Here is a 17,520-nt window from a genome sequence, read left to right as displayed (position 1 = left end):
CCTGTCGCAGGGCGGGTGTCACGGATACGGCGGCGGCGCTGGCCACTTGCACGTAGGTGGCGAGGGGAGCGGCGGTTACGACGCTGGCCTTCTTGCTCACCGTTTTTCTCTTCAGACGTTTCTGCAACTGCTTTCGCTTCCTGAGCCATCGCAGTGCCCATTTCTTGAAGCTCAGACTTTGCTACTGGTGTTTCAGCAACTTCAGGCTTCGCCGCTTCGGCTGCATTCAACTCGGCATTGTCGACAATACGCACTTTCTTGCGCATTTCACGACGTTGACGGCGCTGTTTCACCTTGGCAGTTTTTTCCTGCTCCTGACGCTGCTCTTCAACAACCGGCTTGTCAGCTTTGGCTTTTTGCTCCTGATCGCGTTCGCGACGAGGTTTTTGGGCCTGGGCATCATCACGGTCACGACGCTGGCGTTTCTGGTCTTTGTCTTTACGCTGCTGCTGGGTTGGCTTCTCAGCGTTTTGCTCCGGCTTGTCTTTCGCTTTTTCATTGCGACGACGCGCCTGGCGCTGTTCACGCTGCTCAGCTACCTGCTGCTTCTTGTTGCTGTCCGCTTCCTGGCGGTCTGTACGCTCCTGACGACCACGGCGGTTGTCTTTGCCACCACGACGGTTGTCTTGCTGGCGCTCACCACGACGGCCTTCCTGACGCTCACCACGACGGTTGTCTTGATTGCGACGGTTGTCTTTGCGATCGCGACGGTTACGTTTATTCGCCTCTTTCTTCTCTTTAGGCTGCTCTTCTTGTTCAGGGCCTGAGAAGAAGCTTGCAATTGCCGAGAAGATACGGCTGAAGAAACCTGGCTTCTCTTCGCTCGCTTTAGCCGCCGGTGCCGTTTTCTTAGTTGGCTGTGGCTTGGCTTTCGGCGTTGAAGGTGTTTGTGCCGGTGCACTGAAGCCCTGAAGAACAGGCTCTTCGCGTTTCTTCGTTACACGCTCTTGTGGAGCCGTTTCTGCTGACTCGGCTTCACGTAGTGCTTCCAACGTGCTTGGCAGGTTGTAAGACAGCGTATCGTGCTCATCACCAGAACGGACACGAACCACTTCAAAGTGAGGGGTTTCCATGTTGGCATTTGGTACGATGATCACGCGTACATTGTGTGATTTCTCAATGTACTGTACCGAGCGACGTTTCTCATTAAGCAGGTATGAGGCAATCGCCACCGGCACAATGGCCAGTACCTGAGAGGTATTGTCTTTCAGTGCTTCTTCTTCGATCAGGCGAAGGATTGAAAGCGATAGAGACTCACTGTCACGGATGACACCAGTACCGCTACAGCGAGGACACACATGGTGGCTAGCTTCAGCAAGAGACGGGCTCAGGCGCTGACGAGACATTTCCAACAGGCCGAAGCGAGAAATACGGCCGATCTGAACACGGGCACGATCCATACGTACCGCTTCACGCAGTCGGTTCTCTACTTCACGCTGGTGGCGTACCGGCGTCATATCGATGAAATCGATAACCACCAAGCCGCCTAGGTCACGAAGACGAAGTTGGCGAGCAATTTCGTCTGCGGCTTCAAGGTTAGTTTGAAGTGCAGTCTCTTCGATATCGCCACCCTTGGTTGCACGGGCAGAGTTGATATCGATTGAGGTCAGTGCTTCAGTTGGGTCGATAACAATCGAACCACCAGATGGCAGGCGAACTTCACGCTGGAAGGCGGATTCGATCTGGTTTTCAATCTGGTAGTGGTTAAACAGCGGTGTTTCTGTGTTTTCGTATAGCTTCACACGGGACAGGAAGTCTGGACGAACCTGTTGGATGTGATCGCGGGCACGGTCAAAGATTTTCTTGCTGTCGATAACAATCTCACCGATATCACGGCGTAGGTAGTCACGAATAGCACGGGCAATCACGTTACTTTCCTGATGGATAAGGAAAGGCGCAGGTGCCGAGTCAGCAGCGTCTTTGACACGCTCCCAATGGTTAAGTAGGTAGTTCAGATCGTATTCCAGATCTTCAGCTGATTTACCAACACCGGCTGTACGTACAATCAAGCCCATGCCCTGAGGCAATTCAAGCGTGCTTAGCGCCGCTTTAAGCTGGGTACGCTCTTCACCCTCGATACGGCGAGAAATACCGCCAGCACGTGGGTTATTTGGCATTAGTACTAGGTAGCTACCTGCAAGAGAGATAAAGGTGGTAAGGGCGGCGCCTTTGTTGCCTCGCTCTTCTTTGTCAACCTGAACAATAACTTCCTGACCTTCTTTCAGCACTTCCTTGATATTAGGGCGGCCTTGGTAAGAGTAGTCAGCAGGGAAGTAATCGCGGGCGATTTCTTTAAGAGGGAGGAAACCGTGGCGTTCAGCACCGTAGTCAACGAACGCTGCTTCGAGACTTGGTTCGATACGTGTGATGCGTCCTTTGTAGATATTTGCTTTTTTAGATTCGTGGCCAGGGCTCTCGATATCAAGATCGAACAGCTTCTGTCCATCAACTAATGCGACGCGCAACTCTTCCTTCTGAGTTGCGTTAATCAACATTCTTTTCATTATATTGTACTCGTTTTTTTCATGTGCTAGTGCACTTAGCAACGTGTCTTTACTGGTGGTGCCGGACCCCAAGTCTGATCTCAAATGCAACCTCACGGCTGGAATTCAGGGGTGCTATGTGGCAACACGTATCATCCAACTGTACCAAGATGTTTAGATCTGAAAATGTACAGCTGGCTCACCGATGGTGACGGCGGTATCTGTCACACCAATAAATAATTTGCCACTAAAGGGCACTAAAAAAACACTCCGAAGAAATAAACGTCTTACGCCACATGCTGCGTTTTTCATCAGAGCGGTATATATAGTCATCAGTCGGGTGTTATTCTGTTCACCCTGTTGGCAAAGTAGGCAAATTTTCCTACCTCTGCACGCCAATGATAGCAGGGTGACTTTTTTGCGGCAATCTGCTTTGCATGCATGTTAGAATGAAACCCATGAAAGATGATAAACCAAAAGTGCAGTTCATCGAAATATCTGATGACTTTGCAGGCCAGCGGATCGATAACTTTCTTCGCGCACGGCTAAAAAATGTACCAAAAAGTATGATTTACCGCATTTTGCGTAAAGGTGAAGTGCGAGTGAACAAAAAACGTATAAAACCAGAATACAAATTGCAGGACGGTGATCTTGTTCGGGTTCCTCCGGTAAAGGTACCGGAAAAAGAAGACCAAGCACCGATTAGCACTAAGCTGGACAAGGTCGCTGAGCTTGAGGCGTGCATCATCTATGAAGATGACCACATGCTGATCCTCAACAAACCGTCCGGTACAGCGGTTCATGGTGGCAGTGGCTTGAAATTCGGCGCCATTGAAGCATTGCGGGCTCTGCGTCCCGATGCGCGCTTCCTCGAGCTCGTTCACCGTATCGACCGTGATACTTCCGGTATCTTGCTGGTAGCGAAGAAGCGTTCTGCGCTGCGTAAGCTACAGGAGCAGTTCCGCAACAAGACGGTACAGAAATACTACTTTGCCTTGGTGATGGGCGAGTGGAAGGCGAGTTGCAAGAAAGTGACAGCGCCATTGCTAAAAAACGAGGTCAACAGCATTGTCCGGGTTAACCCGAATGGTAAGCCGTCTGATACTCGTTTCAAGGTGCTAGAGCGGCTAGAGCAAGCGACGCTGGTACAAGCGAGCCCGGTAACAGGCCGTACCCACCAGATCCGTGTTCACTGCCAGTATACTGGCCACCCGATAGCTTGGGATGACCGCTATGGTGATCCGCGTTTTGATGCTTTTACCAAAAAGGTTGGGCTAGACCGTTTGTTCTTACATGCGGCAAACATTAAGTTTACCCACCCGGGTAGTGATGAACAGATGGACATCAGTGCGCCGATGGAGAGGAAGCTCAAGCAAGCAGTAGAGAAATTGCGCCGAAAAGCTTAATACCTTCCTTATATTGCTTTGTGACAAAACGGCAGTTCAGACTGCCGTTTTTTTATAGAACGCTGACGCCTTGCTTGGCGAGCATTTCCCTTAATGCAATGAGCGGTAAACCGACCAAGGTGTTCGGGTCGCGACCTTCCAGTTTGTCGAATAGAGCTATACCTAGCCCTTCACTTTTGAAGCTGCCTGCACAGTTGAGGGGTTGCTCACGTTCGACATAATTGCGGATTTCTTCATCGGTCAGGTCACGGAAGTGGACATGGAAAGGCTCACAGATAACCTCGCTAACGCCTGTTTGGACGTTGTGTAGGCATAGCCCAGTATAAAAGGTGATGGTTTTTCCACTGGCGGCTTTGAGTTGGCGGCAAGCATTCTCTACCGTATGGGGCTTGCCAATGATTTGGCCATCAATCACGCAAACTTGGTCGGAGCCTATAATAAGGTGCTCTTCATGCTCACTGGCACAGGCCCGAGCTTTTGCTTCGGCCAACCGGGTCACCAACTGTTCGGCTTGCTCGCCGGGTAATGGGGTTTCATCGGCATCAGGTTTGGCCGTGGTGAAAGGCAGGCCAAGTTTGTGCAATAAGGATTTACGAAAAGGAGAGGTTGAAGCCAGAACAAGTGGTTGGCGCATGATGATTACCGGGTTATTGCTAGGTTGTGTTAGTCTACGCATCTTGCTTTGTGAAGGCTACGTTATAATGGTAAGTAAAGCGGGGCTGCTGGTTGGGTTTTCACCAGTTTTTGTGTGTTATTTGAGCTGATGTGTGCTGCAGTACAAGTTGTTGGTGGATAGGCAGATAACAGACAAAATGGTGGAAGTGGTAGTGCTGGAGAGCTTGTATCAGGCATCGAGCATACGAATTGGCTAAATGCTGTTAATTCGCACACATTTCCTTTGACTCAAACTGATTACAAGGCTAATATTCGCGCCCTATGCAAAAGGTAAAATTGCCGCTTACGGTTGATCCGGTTCGCGCTGCTCAAAAAAAACTCGACTATGATGGCATCATCAAAGCCGAATTACTTGAGCGATTGGCCGAGTCAACGCAGAGCGTAACACGTGATGCAAACGTCACCTTGTCATTTGACTTGGACCAGCGTCGAATCGCATTTATGCGCGGTAGCGCAGATATCGAAGTGATGCTGACCTGTCAGCGATGTCAGGAAGGATTCAAACACGAGTATCGTGTTGAGTTCTGTTACAGTCCGCTCCTCAAACCAGAGGCAGCAGATGATTTACCGGAAGCTTATGAGCCGGCTGATGTCGACGAAAATGGTGAGATCAACCTGATTCAAATTGTCGAAGACGAATTGATTCTGGAATTACCTCAAGTCGCTATGCATGATGAAGCTGACTGCAAAGCCAGTGGAAACATGACTTTTGGTGAGATCCCCGTTGCTGATGAGCGTCCGAATCCGTTTGCAGTATTGAAAAATCTAAGTAAGTAATTTAACAGGAGTAGGGTTAATGGCCGTACAAAAGAGCAAAAAATCACGTTCAGCACGTGGTATGCGTCGTTCTCACGATGCACTAACAACTGCAGCTGTATCTGTAGATTCTGCAAGTGGTGAAACTCACCTACGTCACCACGTAACTGCTGACGGTTTCTACCGTGGCCGTAAGGTTATCAACAAGTAAGGTTGAGCCTTGAGTGGTCTAACCGTTGCACTTGATGCAATGGGCGGGGACTTCGGTCCTCATGTAACAGTGCCTGCCTCCGTGCAGGCACTGTTGCAATTCCCAGAGCTCAAAGTCATTTTATTTGGTGATCTAAGTGCGATCACTGCCCAACTATCCCTCCTGAATCAAACGAATCACCCTCGTCTTCGCATTGTTCACTGCGACCACGTAATAGCAAACGATACCCGCCCGTCTCAAGCGTTGCGCCGTAGCCAAGGCTCGTCAATGCGTGCAGCTTTAGAAGCGGTTTCAGAAGGTTCAGCCGATGCCTGTGTCAGTGCAGGGAATACCGGCGCCTTGATGGCTTTGTCCCGTTATATCCTCAAGCAGTTACCTGGGGTAGATCGCCCTGCATTGGTTTCTGCTATTCCGACTCAGAACGAGACCAAGACCTGGCTGCTAGACTTAGGGGCTAATGTTTCTTGTGATGCCGATACCCTGTTCCAGTTTGCGGTAATGGGGTCAGTATTGGCTGAACAGGGACATGCTGTCCCCCCACGGGTCGCGTTGCTCAATATTGGTGAAGAAGAGATTAAAGGTAATGATCTCGTCAAGCGTTGTGCCGAAATGCTGGCCGAATCACCAGATATCAATTACATCGGATATCTTGAAGGTGATCAGCTTTATAGTGGCAAGGCGGATGTGATTGTCTGCGATGGTTTTGTCGGTAATGTCAGCCTGAAAACCAGCGAAGGGGTGGCTAACCTGTTTATTAGTGCGATCAAACGTGCTATTTACGGTAATCCGGTTAAGCGGTTGATTGCTAGATGGCTGTTTAGTGACCTATTTAATAGCTTGAAACAGTTGAACCCCGACCAGTATAACGGCGCGAGTCTGTTAGGATTGCGCGGTATTGTGGTGAAAAGCCATGGTAGTGCTGATACAACTGCCTTTACCAATGCGATTGGTGAAGCGGTACACGAGGTCAAACGGCAAATACCGACAAAAATCAGTGACCGTTTGGAAGAAGTCTTACTCGAGAGGCATTATTAGTCTTCATGTATAGCAAAATTTTAGGTACTGGCAGCTATCTGCCGGAGCAAGTACGTTCTAATGCCGACTTAGAACAAATGGTTGAAACCAGTGATGAGTGGATTGTTGCTCGTACCGGTATTCGAGAGCGCCGCATTGCCGCCGAAGATGAAACTGTCGCGGTGATGGGGTATCAGGCTTCATTGAATGCTATTGAAATGGCAGGCATTGAAAAAGATGACATCGACCTGATCATTGTAGCGACTACCAGTGCGAGCCACGCGTTCCCATCGGCCGCTTGCCAAGTGCAAGGTATGCTGGATATCAAAGGCTGTCCAGCGTTTGATATTGCTGCGGCCTGTTCTGGTTTTGTTTATGCCTTGAGTGTTGCTGATCAGCATATCAAAACGGGTATGGCGAAAAATGTTCTGGTGATCGGTGCCGATGCACTTTCACACAAGTGTGATCCAGAAGATCGTTCGACGATCATCTTGTTTGGTGATGGTGCAGGCGCTGTTGTCATCGGTGCTAGCGAAGAGCCGGGTATTATTTCTACTCATCTTCATGCTGATGGCCATTTTGGTGGTCTACTCAGCCTTGCTACGCCAGAACACGGCCAAGCATTTAGTGACGACAAGTGGCTTTACATGGCAGGCAACGAAGTGTTCAAAGTTGCCGTTACCCAGTTGTCCAACCTAGTGAAGGATACGCTGGCTGCCAATAATATGGATAAGTCAGAACTCGATTGGTTGGTTCCGCATCAGGCAAACCTGCGTATTATCAAGGCAACAGCGAAGAAGTTGTCGATGTCGATGGATCAGGTTGTTGTTACACTGGACCGTCACGGTAATACCTCTGCAGCGACTGTACCGACAGCACTGGATGAAGCGGTCCGTGATGGCCGTATCCAGCGTGGCCAGACGCTACTGCTTGAAGCCTTTGGTGGCGGTTTCACCTGGGGTTCTGCGCTGGTGAAGTTCTAAACACCATTTTTTTAGTTTGGGCGAGTCAGGATTGTCTATTCGCCCGATTTAGCAAAACTGAGTTTTCAGTTACACAGAATAAGGATTCTCGAATGTCTAAGTTCGCGATTGTATTTCCGGGTCAAGGTTCTCAAACCGTAGGTATGCTGGCTGATTTGGCTGAGCAGTACGATGTGGTTAAGCAAACTTTTGCTGAGGCATCTGAAGTCTTGGGTTATGACCTGTGGGCACTGGTACAAGACGGCCCAGCTGAAGACCTAAATCAAACTCACCGTACCCAGCCTGCGCTACTGACTTCTTCAGTGGCTATCTGGCGTGTATGGCAAGAAGTGGGTGGCGCTCAGCCAGAAGTATTGGCTGGCCACAGCCTAGGTGAATACTCGGCATTAGTTTGTGCAGGCGTTATCGAATTCAAGGACGCTGTAAAGTTGGTTGAGCTACGTGGTCAACTTATGCAAGCGGCTGTCCCTGCTGGTGTCGGTGCAATGTCTGCCATTATTGGCCTGGACAACGACGCAATTGCCAAGGCATGTGAAGAAGCAGCCCAAGACCAGGTGTGTTCGCCAGTTAACTTCAACTCGCCGGGACAGGTTGTTATCGCAGGTAACAAAGAAGCGGTTGAGCGTGCTAACGTGCTTTGTAAAGAAGCCGGTGCCAAGCGTGCAATGCCACTACCTGTTTCTGTGCCTTCTCACTGTGCACTGATGCAGCCTGCCGCTGATAAACTGGCAGAAGCCCTAGAGAACATCACTTTCTCAGCGCCAGCACTACCAGTCATCAACAATGCTGACGTAGCGACAGAGACTGATCCTGCTGCGATCAAGACAGCGCTAGTTAAGCAGTTGCACAGCCCTGTTCGCTGGACAGAATCGGTTGAGCGTATGGCTGCTGAAGGTATTGAGTCTCTGCTTGAGCTAGGCCCTGGTAAAGTATTGACTGGCCTAACAAAACGAATCAATCGTTCACTGAGCGGCGCAGCGGTTAATGATACCGCTAGCCTTGACGCTGCTAAGTAACACATTTCATCAAAGAGGATTAACAATGAGCCTGGAAGGAAAAATTGCGCTGGTAACAGGTGCGAGCCGTGGTATCGGTCGTGCGATTGCCGAGATTCTAGTTGAACGTGGTGCAACGGTTATCGGTACTGCAACCTCTGACAACGGCGCAGAAGCGATCAGCGCTTATCTGGGTGACAATGGTAAAGGCCTTGCGCTAAATGTCACTTCACCAGAGTCTATTGAAGCTGTGCTAAAGCAGATCAAAGAAGAGTTCGGTGACGTAGACATCTTGGTTAACAATGCAGGTATTACCCGTGATAACCTACTGATGCGTATGAAAGACGACGAGTGGCAAGACATCATGGACACTAACCTGACGTCTATCTTCCGCCTGTCTAAAGCGGTACTACGTGCAATGATGAAAAAGCGTCACGGCCGTATTATCAGCATCGGTTCAGTGGTAGGTACCATGGGTAACGCTGGCCAGACTAACTATGCAGCGGCTAAAGCGGGCCTTATCGGCTTTACCAAATCTATGGCACGTGAAGTCGCTTCTCGTGGCATTACGGTGAACGCTGTAGCACCAGGTTTCATTGAAACCGACATGACAAAAGCCCTAAACGACGAGCAGCGTGCTGCCACACTGGCTGGTGTTCCAGCAGGTCGCCTGGGTGATCCGCGTGAAATTGCGGCAGCAGTGGCCTTCCTAGCCTCTGAAGATGCTGGTTATGTGACCGGTGAAACTTTGCACGTCAATGGCGGCATGTACATGATTTAATCAAAAAAGTTGCATAACTTGATGATGCAAGTCAAACTCAACTAGTTTTCACCGAAAATCGTGGTTTGACCAGCATCTTGAGTATTGCAACTTTTGCAGTATTGAATAAACTACAGCAAATCGCATTAGCGAATTCTTGTTTTAAGGAAATAGATTAATGAGCAACATCGAAGAACGCGTAAAAAAAATCATCGTTGAGCAACTAGGTGTAGACGAAGCAGAAGTTAAGAACGAAGCATCTTTCGTTGACGATCTAGGCGCTGACTCTCTAGACACTGTTGAACTAGTAATGGCTCTTGAAGAAGAATTCGACACTGAGATTCCAGACGAAGAAGCTGAAAAAATTACTACAGTTCAAGCTGCAATCGACTACGTTGTTGGCGCTTCTGAGTAATTAAAGAACTCCCTCCAGGCGGTCACCATGACCGCCTGATTTTCTTTTGAAACCTGTTTTATCCCCAATTCCCGGAGAAATTAATCGTGTCTAAGCGTCGCGTAGTTGTTACTGGCATGGGTATGCTATCACCGGTAGGTAATTCTGTTGAATCATCTTGGAAAGCCCTACTAGCCGGTACTAGCGGTATCAGCACTATTGAACATTTTGATGCTAGCGCATTCGCTACCCGTTTTGCTGGTATGGTCAAAGACTTCAACTGTGAAGAATACATGTCGAAGAAAGATGCCCGTAAAATGGATCTGTTCATCCAATACGGCATTGCAGCAGGCGTCCAAGCATTAAAAGACTCTGGCATTGAAGTCACTGAAGAAAACGCAGCCCGTATCGGTGTTGCTATCGGTTCTGGTATTGGTGGTCTTGGCTTGATTGAAGCTAACCATCAATCATTGATGGAAAAGGGCCCGCGTAAAATCAGCCCGTTCTTTGTTCCATCAACAATTGTAAATATGATTGCTGGCCACATGTCTATCATGCACGGTCTTCGTGGTCCAAATATCGCAATCTCTACCGCGTGTACAACTGGCCTTCACAACATTGGCCATGCTGCACGTATGATCGCATACGGTGATGCCGATGCGATGCTAGCTGGTGGTGCAGAAAAAGCATCGACTCCGCTAGGCATGGGCGGCTTCGCAGCTGCTAAAGCACTTTCTACCCGTAACGACGATCCTCAAGGCGCATCTCGCCCATGGGACAAAGAGCGTGACGGTTTCGTACTGGGCGACGGCGCCGGTATGATGATGCTTGAAGAATATGAGCATGCTAAAGCACGTGGTGCGAAAATTTATGCTGAGCTTGTTGGCTTTGGTATGAGTGGCGATGCTTACCACATGACCTCACCAAGCGTTGACGGCTCTGGTGGTGCATTGGCAATGGAAGCGGCTATCCGTGATGCTGGCATTAATGCTGACCAAATCGGTTACGTGAATGCTCACGGTACTTCTACCCCTGCAGGCGACGTTGCTGAAACGCTTGGTATCAAGCGTGCAATGGGCGCAGCCGTAGATAACGTGATGGTTTCTTCTACCAAGTCTATGACAGGTCACTTGCTAGGTGCTGCTGGCTCTGTTGAAGCTATTATTACTGCCATGGCTCTGGTTGATCAGGCTGTTCCGCCGACAATTAACCTAGACAACCCTGATGAAGGCTGTGATCTGGATTACGTCCCAGGCGAAGCGCGTCAGGCAAACCTTGAGTACGCACTGTGTAACTCATTCGGTTTCGGTGGTACAAACGGCTCGCTGCTGTTCAAGAAAATCTAACGATAACCTGTTATCATAGAGCGGCCCGGTGTTATGCACCGGGCCGTTTTTTTATCTATCGAATGTGAAACTAGCAGGTAAGCAGCAAGATGATCCTGATCAACGGGAAACCAGGCAACCAGGTTGCGGTAACAGACCGGGCGATGCAGTACGGCGATGGCTGTTTTACGACTATGCTGGTAGAAAATGGTGAAATTCAGCTGTGGAACTTTCACCTTGAGCGATTAAAGGAAACCCTTGCCTTGCTGGCTATTTCCGAGCCTGATTGGAATGATCTCACCGGGTTGGTCTGCAAATTGGCAGCCAACTACCCGCATAAAGGTGGCATCAAGGTGCTGATCAGTCGGGGGAGTGGTGGCCGGGGATACAGCGACTCAGGTTGCGAGGATACGCAAGTTGTTGTGTCTGATTTTGCGTGGCCTGCACATTATGAGAGTTGGCAACAAGATGGCATTGCACTGGGAGTATGCCAGCAACGTCTGTCACATTCGCCGATGCTAGCGGGTTATAAGCATCTCAACCGGCTAGAGCAAGTGATGCTTAAAAGGGAAGCAGAGCAGCACCAGTGGTTGGATGCAGTGGTACTGGATGTTGCTGGCAATGTGGTGGAGTCCATTGCCTCAAATATCTTTTGGCGCAAAGGTAACACCGTATATACCCCTAGCCTTGAGTTGTCGGGTGTGAGGGGAGTCATGCGGCGGCACGTAATACAGTTGGTAAGCGAATTGGATTATTGTTTAGAAATTGTCAATTCACCGCTCGATGGCTTGCTTTGTGCTGATGAAGTCTTTATTACTAATGCCCTTATGGCATTAGTGCCAGTTAATGAAATCAATGGAATAACATTTGCCCAGCGCTCCTTGCTGGGTGAACTGAACAAGAGGTTGTACACGTGCTAAAGAAGTTGGCAATAGCTGTGATCCTGCTGGGCCTAGTGGCTGCTGGTGGACTGGGGTGGTCTTATCAGCAAGTGAAATCATCGCTGGATATGCAGGCGGAAAACCAACAGGAAGTCTTGTTGACCGTTAAGGCTGGTACGTCATACCGTGGCCTGCTCAACCAGTTAGTGAGAGAGGATCTTTTTGCCGAGTCGCCATGGACACGCTGGATCCCAAGGCTTGAGCCGCAATTGGCAAACTTGAAATCAGGTACCTATCAGATCAACCCGGCGATGAGCCTGAAAGAGGTGCTTGCACTGGTCGCTTCTGGTCGTGAGCAACAGTTTGCCATTACTTTGGTGGAAGGCGAGCGCTTTGTCGATTGGCTGGCACAATTACAGCAAGCGCCACACGTGACCCACGCAACAGCGGGAATGAGTGAAGCAGATATTGCTAAAGCCCTAGGCGCTGATGTCGAAAAGCTCGAAGGCTACCTGTTGCCTGAAACTTACCATTACACAGCCGGTACGTCAGATCTGGAATTGCTACGCCGGGCTTACCGTGATATGCAGAACCTGCTGGGCACAGCATGGGATGAGCGCGATGCTGAAATTCCACTGAAAACCCCGTATGAAGCGCTGATTATGGCGTCGATCATCGAGAAAGAAACGGCAGTGGATGACGAGCGCGGCTTGGTGTCCTCGGTATTTATGAATCGTCTTCATAAGGGTATGCGCTTGCAGACGGATCCAACTGTGATCTACGGCATGGGTGATAAGTACGAAGGCCGGATCCGCAAACGCGATCTGCAAACACCGACGCCGTATAACACATATACCATGTTTGGCTTGCCGCCGACGCCTATCGCCATGCCAAGCGAAGCATCGGTACTTGCCGCAGTCAACCCAGACGACAGCACCTATTACTACTTTGTGGCTGATGGCAAAGGCGGCCATAAATTCTCGAGAACACTGACTGAACACAACCGTGCTGTCCGTGAATATTTAAGAATCCTAAGACAAAAATAATGACTGGTAAATTTATCGTAATTGAAGGGTTGGAAGGCGCAGGGAAAAGCACTGCCATCCAGCAAGTGATGCAAGTTCTGGTGGAGCAGGGGATTGGAGAGATCACTTCAACCCGTGAGCCGGGTGGTACACCGTTGGCTGAGCAGATGCGTGCCTTGGTGAAAGAAGGTCACCCTGACGAACCATTGACGGATATGGCTGAGCTACTGCTGCTTTATGCTGCCCGTTCGCAACTGGTTGAAAATGTTATCAAACCCGCTTTGAACCAAGGCCATTGGGTCGTAGGAGACCGTCATGATATGTCTTCGCAAGCTTACCAAGGCGGTGGTCGTGGCTTTGACCGTGTGGTGATGGAGCGCCTTCGCGACACGGTGTTGGGTGATTTCCGCCCAGACTTTACTCTCTATATGGATATTGATCCGGTACTTGGCCTTGAACGCGCCCGTGGGCGTGGTGAGTTGGATCGCATCGAAAAGATGAATATCGACTTTTTTCACCGCGCACGTGCACGCTTCCTAGAATTGTCTGAAGCTGACCCGAGTGTTGTGATTATTGATGCGAGCCAGACACTGGATGCGGTAACAGCCGATATTCGTCAGGCTGTAAAACACTGGCTGGAGCGTCAGTAATATGCTTTATCCTTGGCAGGAAAGTGTATGGCAAGGCTGGCAGCAGTTGCTCGCACAGGGAAGGATGCACCACGCTATCCTTCTTGTGGCCCCGCATGGTAGCGGCCGTGAAGCATTGGCCCACCACCTGGGTAAAACGGTATTGTGTCAAAATAGTGCTGCGGGCGCAGGTGGCGAACCTTGTGGGGTTTGCCATAGCTGTAAGCTATTTGAAGCCGGCACCCACCCGGATTTCCATGTTGTTGCTCCAGTCCAAGAGGGCAAGCAAATTGGGGTTGATGCGGTTAGGCAATGCAACCGCTGGGCGCTTGAAACCTCGCAACTAGGTGGCGAGCGTATTATCTTGATTGATGGTGCGGATGCCATGGGGGAAGCGGCGGCCAATGCGTTGTTGAAAACCCTAGAAGAGCCACCGTCTGGTTGCCAGTTTATCCTGTTGGCTTCTTCTCTTGATAATTTGCTACCAACCATTAATAGCCGCTGTAATAAGTGGCGTTTGGCAATGCCCAATGAGCAGGACACTAAGCGTTGGGTAGAAAAGCAATTGATGCAGACGATCAAGCTTGAGACCGTCAGGCTCAATGGTTCAGCACCGCTTGCAACCCAGCAGTTTATTGAGCAAGGTCAGGATATCCGCTATGCCAAGTTGCTGGCGGCTTTTGCTGAGTTTCTGCGACCGCCTTTTTTCGGCTTGTATGATGTCGCAGGCTTGTGTACCCAAGAAGGTCACCATAGTCTTAAATGGTTGAGCTATTTCTTGGTTGACTGTTTGAAGTGGCAACAGGGTGTCACGGCGCACTTGGTGCACAGTGAGTCACTGCCTTTGGTCGAGCAAGCGGCAAGTATGATCGCACCCATGACCCTATTGGATCAAACCCGGGAGGCGAGTAGTCTTTACCAGAAGCTTGAACGGCACCCGGGGCTGAATGCTGAACTGCTGATTGTTGAGTGGCTAACCGGCTTTATGGGCCAGCATTAATGCTTCAATTAAAGAAGCATCATTAAATTAGAGAATATAGAGGAAAGAACCGTGCTAGTTGATTCGCATTGTCACCTGGATAAATTGGATTACGAACAACTTCATACAGGGATTGATGATGTGTTGGCCAAGGCGAAAGCCCGTGGCATTGATTACTGCCTGTCTGTCGGGGTGACGCTTGATAGCTTCCCGACCATGATGGAGATGATTGAGCCTCATGACAACGTCTTTGCTTCATGTGGTGTCCACCCGCTGGATATCGAAGCGGGCTTTGATTACGACAAGCTTAAAGAGTACGCCCAACATGAGCGAGTGGTGGCGATCGGTGAAACTGGCCTTGATTACCATTACCAGCCTGAACTTGCTGAGCAGCAGAAAGAGATTTTCCGCCAGCATGTCCGTTTGGCTGTTGAACTGAACAAGCCACTGATCATCCATACGCGACTGGCTCGTGAAGATACCTTGCAGATCTTGCGTGAGGAAGGGGCTGAGAAGTGTGGGGGTGTATTGCATTGCTTCACGGAAAGTCTAGAGATGGCGCAGGCTGCCATCGAGTTGGGTTTCTATATCTCTATTTCGGGCATTGTGACCTTCAATAAAGCGTCTGAGCTGAAAAATGTTGTTAATCAGTTGCCTCTTGAGCGTTTGCTGGTTGAAACAGACTCGCCATACCTGGCACCGATCCCATACCGTGGCAAACAGAACCAGCCGGCCTATGTTCGTGAGGTTGCTGAATATATTGGCCTGTTAAAAGGGGTGTCGGTTGAAGAAGTCGAGCGGGTAACCACTGATAACTTCTTTACGCTTTTTTCGCGAGCTAAACGAAGCTAAGTATAAAAAAGGAGCCTAGGCTCCTTTTTTTTATACTTTTTGTCTCTCATTTATTCATTATTCAAAAAAGCTCAACAAAAGCTGCAAATAAAATCAAAAAACACTAATTAAAATTGATTTTTAACTTCGTAACGTAAAGTAACACAGCTTACATTACTGAAAGATAATTACAGGTTGGTGTAAGTGGTTTTTGTTGGTGTTTTTATTCTATAAATCAAGTATTTAAATTTAATTTGCATCTTTTGTAGTCGAAATTTCAACTGTGATCTATATTGAGTTTTGAAATTATATTTCATGACGTATTGGTAATTTTGACGGCCATCAAGTTATATTTAGCGCCACATTTTATACTTAACCTGTATTAAAAATGACGGTCTTGTTGGCAAGATGGCTACGGGGGTAGGCCGCCAATAAAGACTGAAAATCTAAATAAAACACTCACTCAGGAGCACATTATGTTTAAGAACCTTTTTGCGAACCTGCAAAAAGTCGGTAAGGCACTGATGCTTCCAGTATCAGTACTACCGGTTGCCGGTATCCTACTTGGTGTTGGTGCAGCTAACCTTGGCTTCATCCCAGAAATCGTTTCTAACCTGATGGAACAAGCAGGTGGTTCGGTATTCGGCCAGATGGCCCTTCTATTTGCTGTTGGTGTTGCACTAGGCTTCACTAACAACGACGGTGTTGCAGGTCTTGCAGCTATCGTTGGTTACGGCATCATGACCGCTACACTAAGCGTAATGGCTGGTGTGATGGGTGTTGAGTCAATCGACACTGGTGTACTAGGTGGTATCCTAGTCGGTGGTGTTGCGGCTTGGGCATTCAACCGCTTCTTCCGTATCCAACTTCCTGAATACCTAGGTTTCTTCGCTGGTAAGCGTGCAGTGCCAATCATTACTGGTTTCTCTGCTATCGGTCTAGGTATCGTACTTTCTATCGTATGGCCACCAATCGGCGGCGCTATCGGTGCATTCTCTGACTGGGCTGCTCACCAGAACCCAACAGTTGCATTCGGTATCTACGGTATCGTTGAGCGTTCTCTAATCCCATTCGGTCTACACCACGTATGGAACGTACCGTTCTTCTTCGAAGCTGGTACTTGTGTTAACGCTGCAGGCGAAACTCAGAACGGTGTTCTAACTTGTTACCTAGTTGCTGATGAAGCTTCTCGTATCGCTGGTAACGGCTTCGGTCAGCTAGCGGGCGGTTACATGTTCAAGATGTTCGGTCTACCAGCTGCTGCAATCGCTATTGCTCACTGTGCTAAGCCTGAAAACCGCGTTAAGGTAATGGGTATCATGGCATCTGCTGCTCTGACTTCATTCCTAACAGGTATTACTGAGCCAATCGAATTCTCTTTCCTATTCGTAGCTCCAGTACTATACGGAATTCACGCACTACTAGCAGGTTCTGCATACGTTGTTGCTAACATCCTAGGCTTTGTACACGGTACATCTTTCTCTCACGGTCTAATCGACTTCCTAGTTCTGTCTGGTAACGCACAGAAGATGGGTCTGATGGTTGGTGTTGGCCTAGTTTACGCTGCAATCTACTACGTAGTATTCCGCACTGTAATCACTAAGCTTGACCTGAAAACACCTGGTCGTGAAGAAGAAGAAGCAACTGCAGGCGCTGCAGCTGAAGGTTCTGAACTAGCGAAAGACCTAGTAATGGCATTCGGTGGTAAAGACAACATCACAGGCCTAGACGCATGTATCACTCGTCTACGTGTTGCAGTAGCAAGTGTTGACAACGTTGACCAAGACAAACTGAAGAAACTAGGTGCAGCCGGTGTTGTTGTTGCTGGTGGCGGTGTTCAGGCTATCTTCGGTACTAAGTCTGACAACCTAAAATCTGACATGGATGAGTGGATTCGTAACAACTAATACGAATTACTGATTCAATGATTCAAAAGGGAGCTTCGGCTCCCTTTTTGTTTTGTTGGAGCAGGTGCTGGATCCTGGGTCCTTGATCCTAGGAAAAGCGAGAAGAGCACGAAGAGCTAGAGCTTGGTGGGGCTAGGAGGAGTGGGGAAAGCATGAGATGCTGGGACTAAATCCGAAAACCTAGCTTCTCGAAGGATCTAAAATGGAAGAGTAAATATCTATAAATGGTTCCATCTAAAACTTAAGGCTGATTTCTATAGGGATTA

The 17,520-nt window shown here is 49.0% G+C and carries 17 protein-coding genes; 15 read left to right on the top strand and 2 right to left on the bottom strand.

What is annotated here, in order from left to right; genetic code table 11:
* On the bottom strand, positions 1-2,504 hold a 2,504-nt coding region (gene rne / locus C9J01_RS21260; RefSeq protein WP_107300154.1), incomplete at its 3' end, for a ribonuclease E.
* A 437-nt stretch (positions 2,505-2,941) separates the two neighbouring features.
* Here rne and rluC point away from each other — a divergent pair.
* Entirely contained in the window at positions 2,942-3,889 is a 948-nt protein-coding gene (gene rluC / locus C9J01_RS21255; protein WP_107300146.1) for a 23S rRNA pseudouridine(955/2504/2580) synthase RluC, read from the top strand.
* Between the two features lie 52 nt (positions 3,890-3,941).
* On the opposite strand, the gene C9J01_RS21250 is transcribed toward rluC, so the two are convergent.
* Entirely contained in the window at positions 3,942-4,523 is a 582-nt protein-coding gene (locus tag C9J01_RS21250; RefSeq protein WP_107300145.1) for a Maf family protein, read from the bottom strand.
* Positions 4,524-4,825: 302 nt separating this feature from the next.
* Between C9J01_RS21250 and yceD the strand changes: the two genes are divergently transcribed.
* The 14 genes from yceD to ptsG all read left to right on the top strand — a co-directional run bounded on the left by yceD (position 4,826) and on the right by ptsG (position 17,254).
* Positions 4,826-5,341, top strand: coding sequence for a 23S rRNA accumulation protein YceD (yceD, locus tag C9J01_RS21245; protein ID WP_107300144.1), 516 nt, complete (start codon positions 4,826-4,828; stop codon positions 5,339-5,341).
* Positions 5,342-5,360: 19 nt separating this feature from the next.
* Positions 5,361-5,531, top strand: coding sequence for a 50S ribosomal protein L32 (gene rpmF / locus C9J01_RS21240; protein WP_039468809.1), 171 nt, complete (start codon positions 5,361-5,363; stop codon positions 5,529-5,531).
* Between the two features lie 9 nt (positions 5,532-5,540).
* Positions 5,541-6,566, top strand: a complete 1,026-nt coding sequence (gene plsX, locus C9J01_RS21235; protein WP_107300143.1) for a phosphate acyltransferase PlsX — start codon at positions 5,541-5,543, stop codon at positions 6,564-6,566.
* Positions 6,567-6,571: 5 nt separating this feature from the next.
* A complete protein-coding gene (locus C9J01_RS21230) occupies positions 6,572-7,528 on the top strand; it encodes a beta-ketoacyl-ACP synthase III (protein WP_107300142.1) in 957 nt (318 codons plus the stop codon).
* 92 nt (positions 7,529-7,620) lie between these two features.
* Entirely contained in the window at positions 7,621-8,544 is a 924-nt protein-coding gene (fabD, locus tag C9J01_RS21225; RefSeq protein ID WP_107300141.1) for an ACP S-malonyltransferase, read from the top strand.
* 25 nt (positions 8,545-8,569) lie between these two features.
* Entirely contained in the window at positions 8,570-9,304 is a 735-nt protein-coding gene (fabG, locus tag C9J01_RS21220; RefSeq protein WP_107300140.1) for a 3-oxoacyl-ACP reductase FabG, read from the top strand.
* A gap of 157 nt (positions 9,305-9,461) precedes the next feature.
* Positions 9,462-9,698 carry an acyl carrier protein gene (gene acpP / locus C9J01_RS21215; RefSeq protein ID WP_007467184.1) on the top strand — a complete coding sequence of 79 codons (237 nt, stop codon included), beginning with the start codon at positions 9,462-9,464 and terminating at the stop codon, positions 9,696-9,698.
* A gap of 86 nt (positions 9,699-9,784) precedes the next feature.
* Positions 9,785-11,023: a beta-ketoacyl-ACP synthase II gene (gene fabF / locus C9J01_RS21210; RefSeq protein ID WP_107300139.1), complete on the top strand. Its 1,239-nt coding sequence runs from the start codon at positions 9,785-9,787 to the stop codon at positions 11,021-11,023.
* A gap of 89 nt (positions 11,024-11,112) precedes the next feature.
* A complete protein-coding gene (pabC, locus tag C9J01_RS21205) occupies positions 11,113-11,922 on the top strand; it encodes an aminodeoxychorismate lyase (protein WP_107300138.1) in 810 nt (269 codons plus the stop codon).
* On the top strand, positions 11,916-12,929 hold the full coding sequence (mltG, locus tag C9J01_RS21200; RefSeq protein WP_107300137.1) for an endolytic transglycosylase MltG: 1,014 nt from the start codon (positions 11,916-11,918) through the stop codon (positions 12,927-12,929). Before pabC ends, mltG begins: the two co-directional genes overlap by 7 nt.
* Positions 12,929-13,558: a dTMP kinase gene (gene tmk, locus C9J01_RS21195; RefSeq protein ID WP_107300136.1), complete on the top strand. Its 630-nt coding sequence runs from the start codon at positions 12,929-12,931 to the stop codon at positions 13,556-13,558. Before mltG ends, tmk begins: the two co-directional genes overlap by 1 nt.
* A gap of 1 nt (position 13,559) precedes the next feature.
* Positions 13,560-14,537, top strand: coding sequence for a DNA polymerase III subunit delta' (gene holB, locus C9J01_RS21190; protein WP_107300135.1), 978 nt, complete (start codon positions 13,560-13,562; stop codon positions 14,535-14,537).
* A 51-nt stretch (positions 14,538-14,588) separates the two neighbouring features.
* Entirely contained in the window at positions 14,589-15,368 is a 780-nt protein-coding gene (locus C9J01_RS21185; protein WP_107300134.1) for a TatD family hydrolase, read from the top strand.
* Positions 15,369-15,823: 455 nt separating this feature from the next.
* Complete coding sequence (ptsG, locus tag C9J01_RS21180; protein WP_107300133.1) at positions 15,824-17,254, top strand: PTS glucose transporter subunit IIBC; 1,431 nt, start codon at positions 15,824-15,826, stop codon at positions 17,252-17,254.
* Positions 17,255-17,520 lie beyond the last annotated feature (266 nt).

The sequence above is a fragment of the Photobacterium rosenbergii genome (genome assembly GCF_003026455.1).
GTDB classification, from domain to species: Bacteria; Pseudomonadota; Gammaproteobacteria; order Enterobacterales; family Vibrionaceae; genus Photobacterium; species Photobacterium rosenbergii.
Note: the sequence above shows the minus strand (reverse complement) of the source record. Positions and strands in the feature narration are given on the sequence as shown.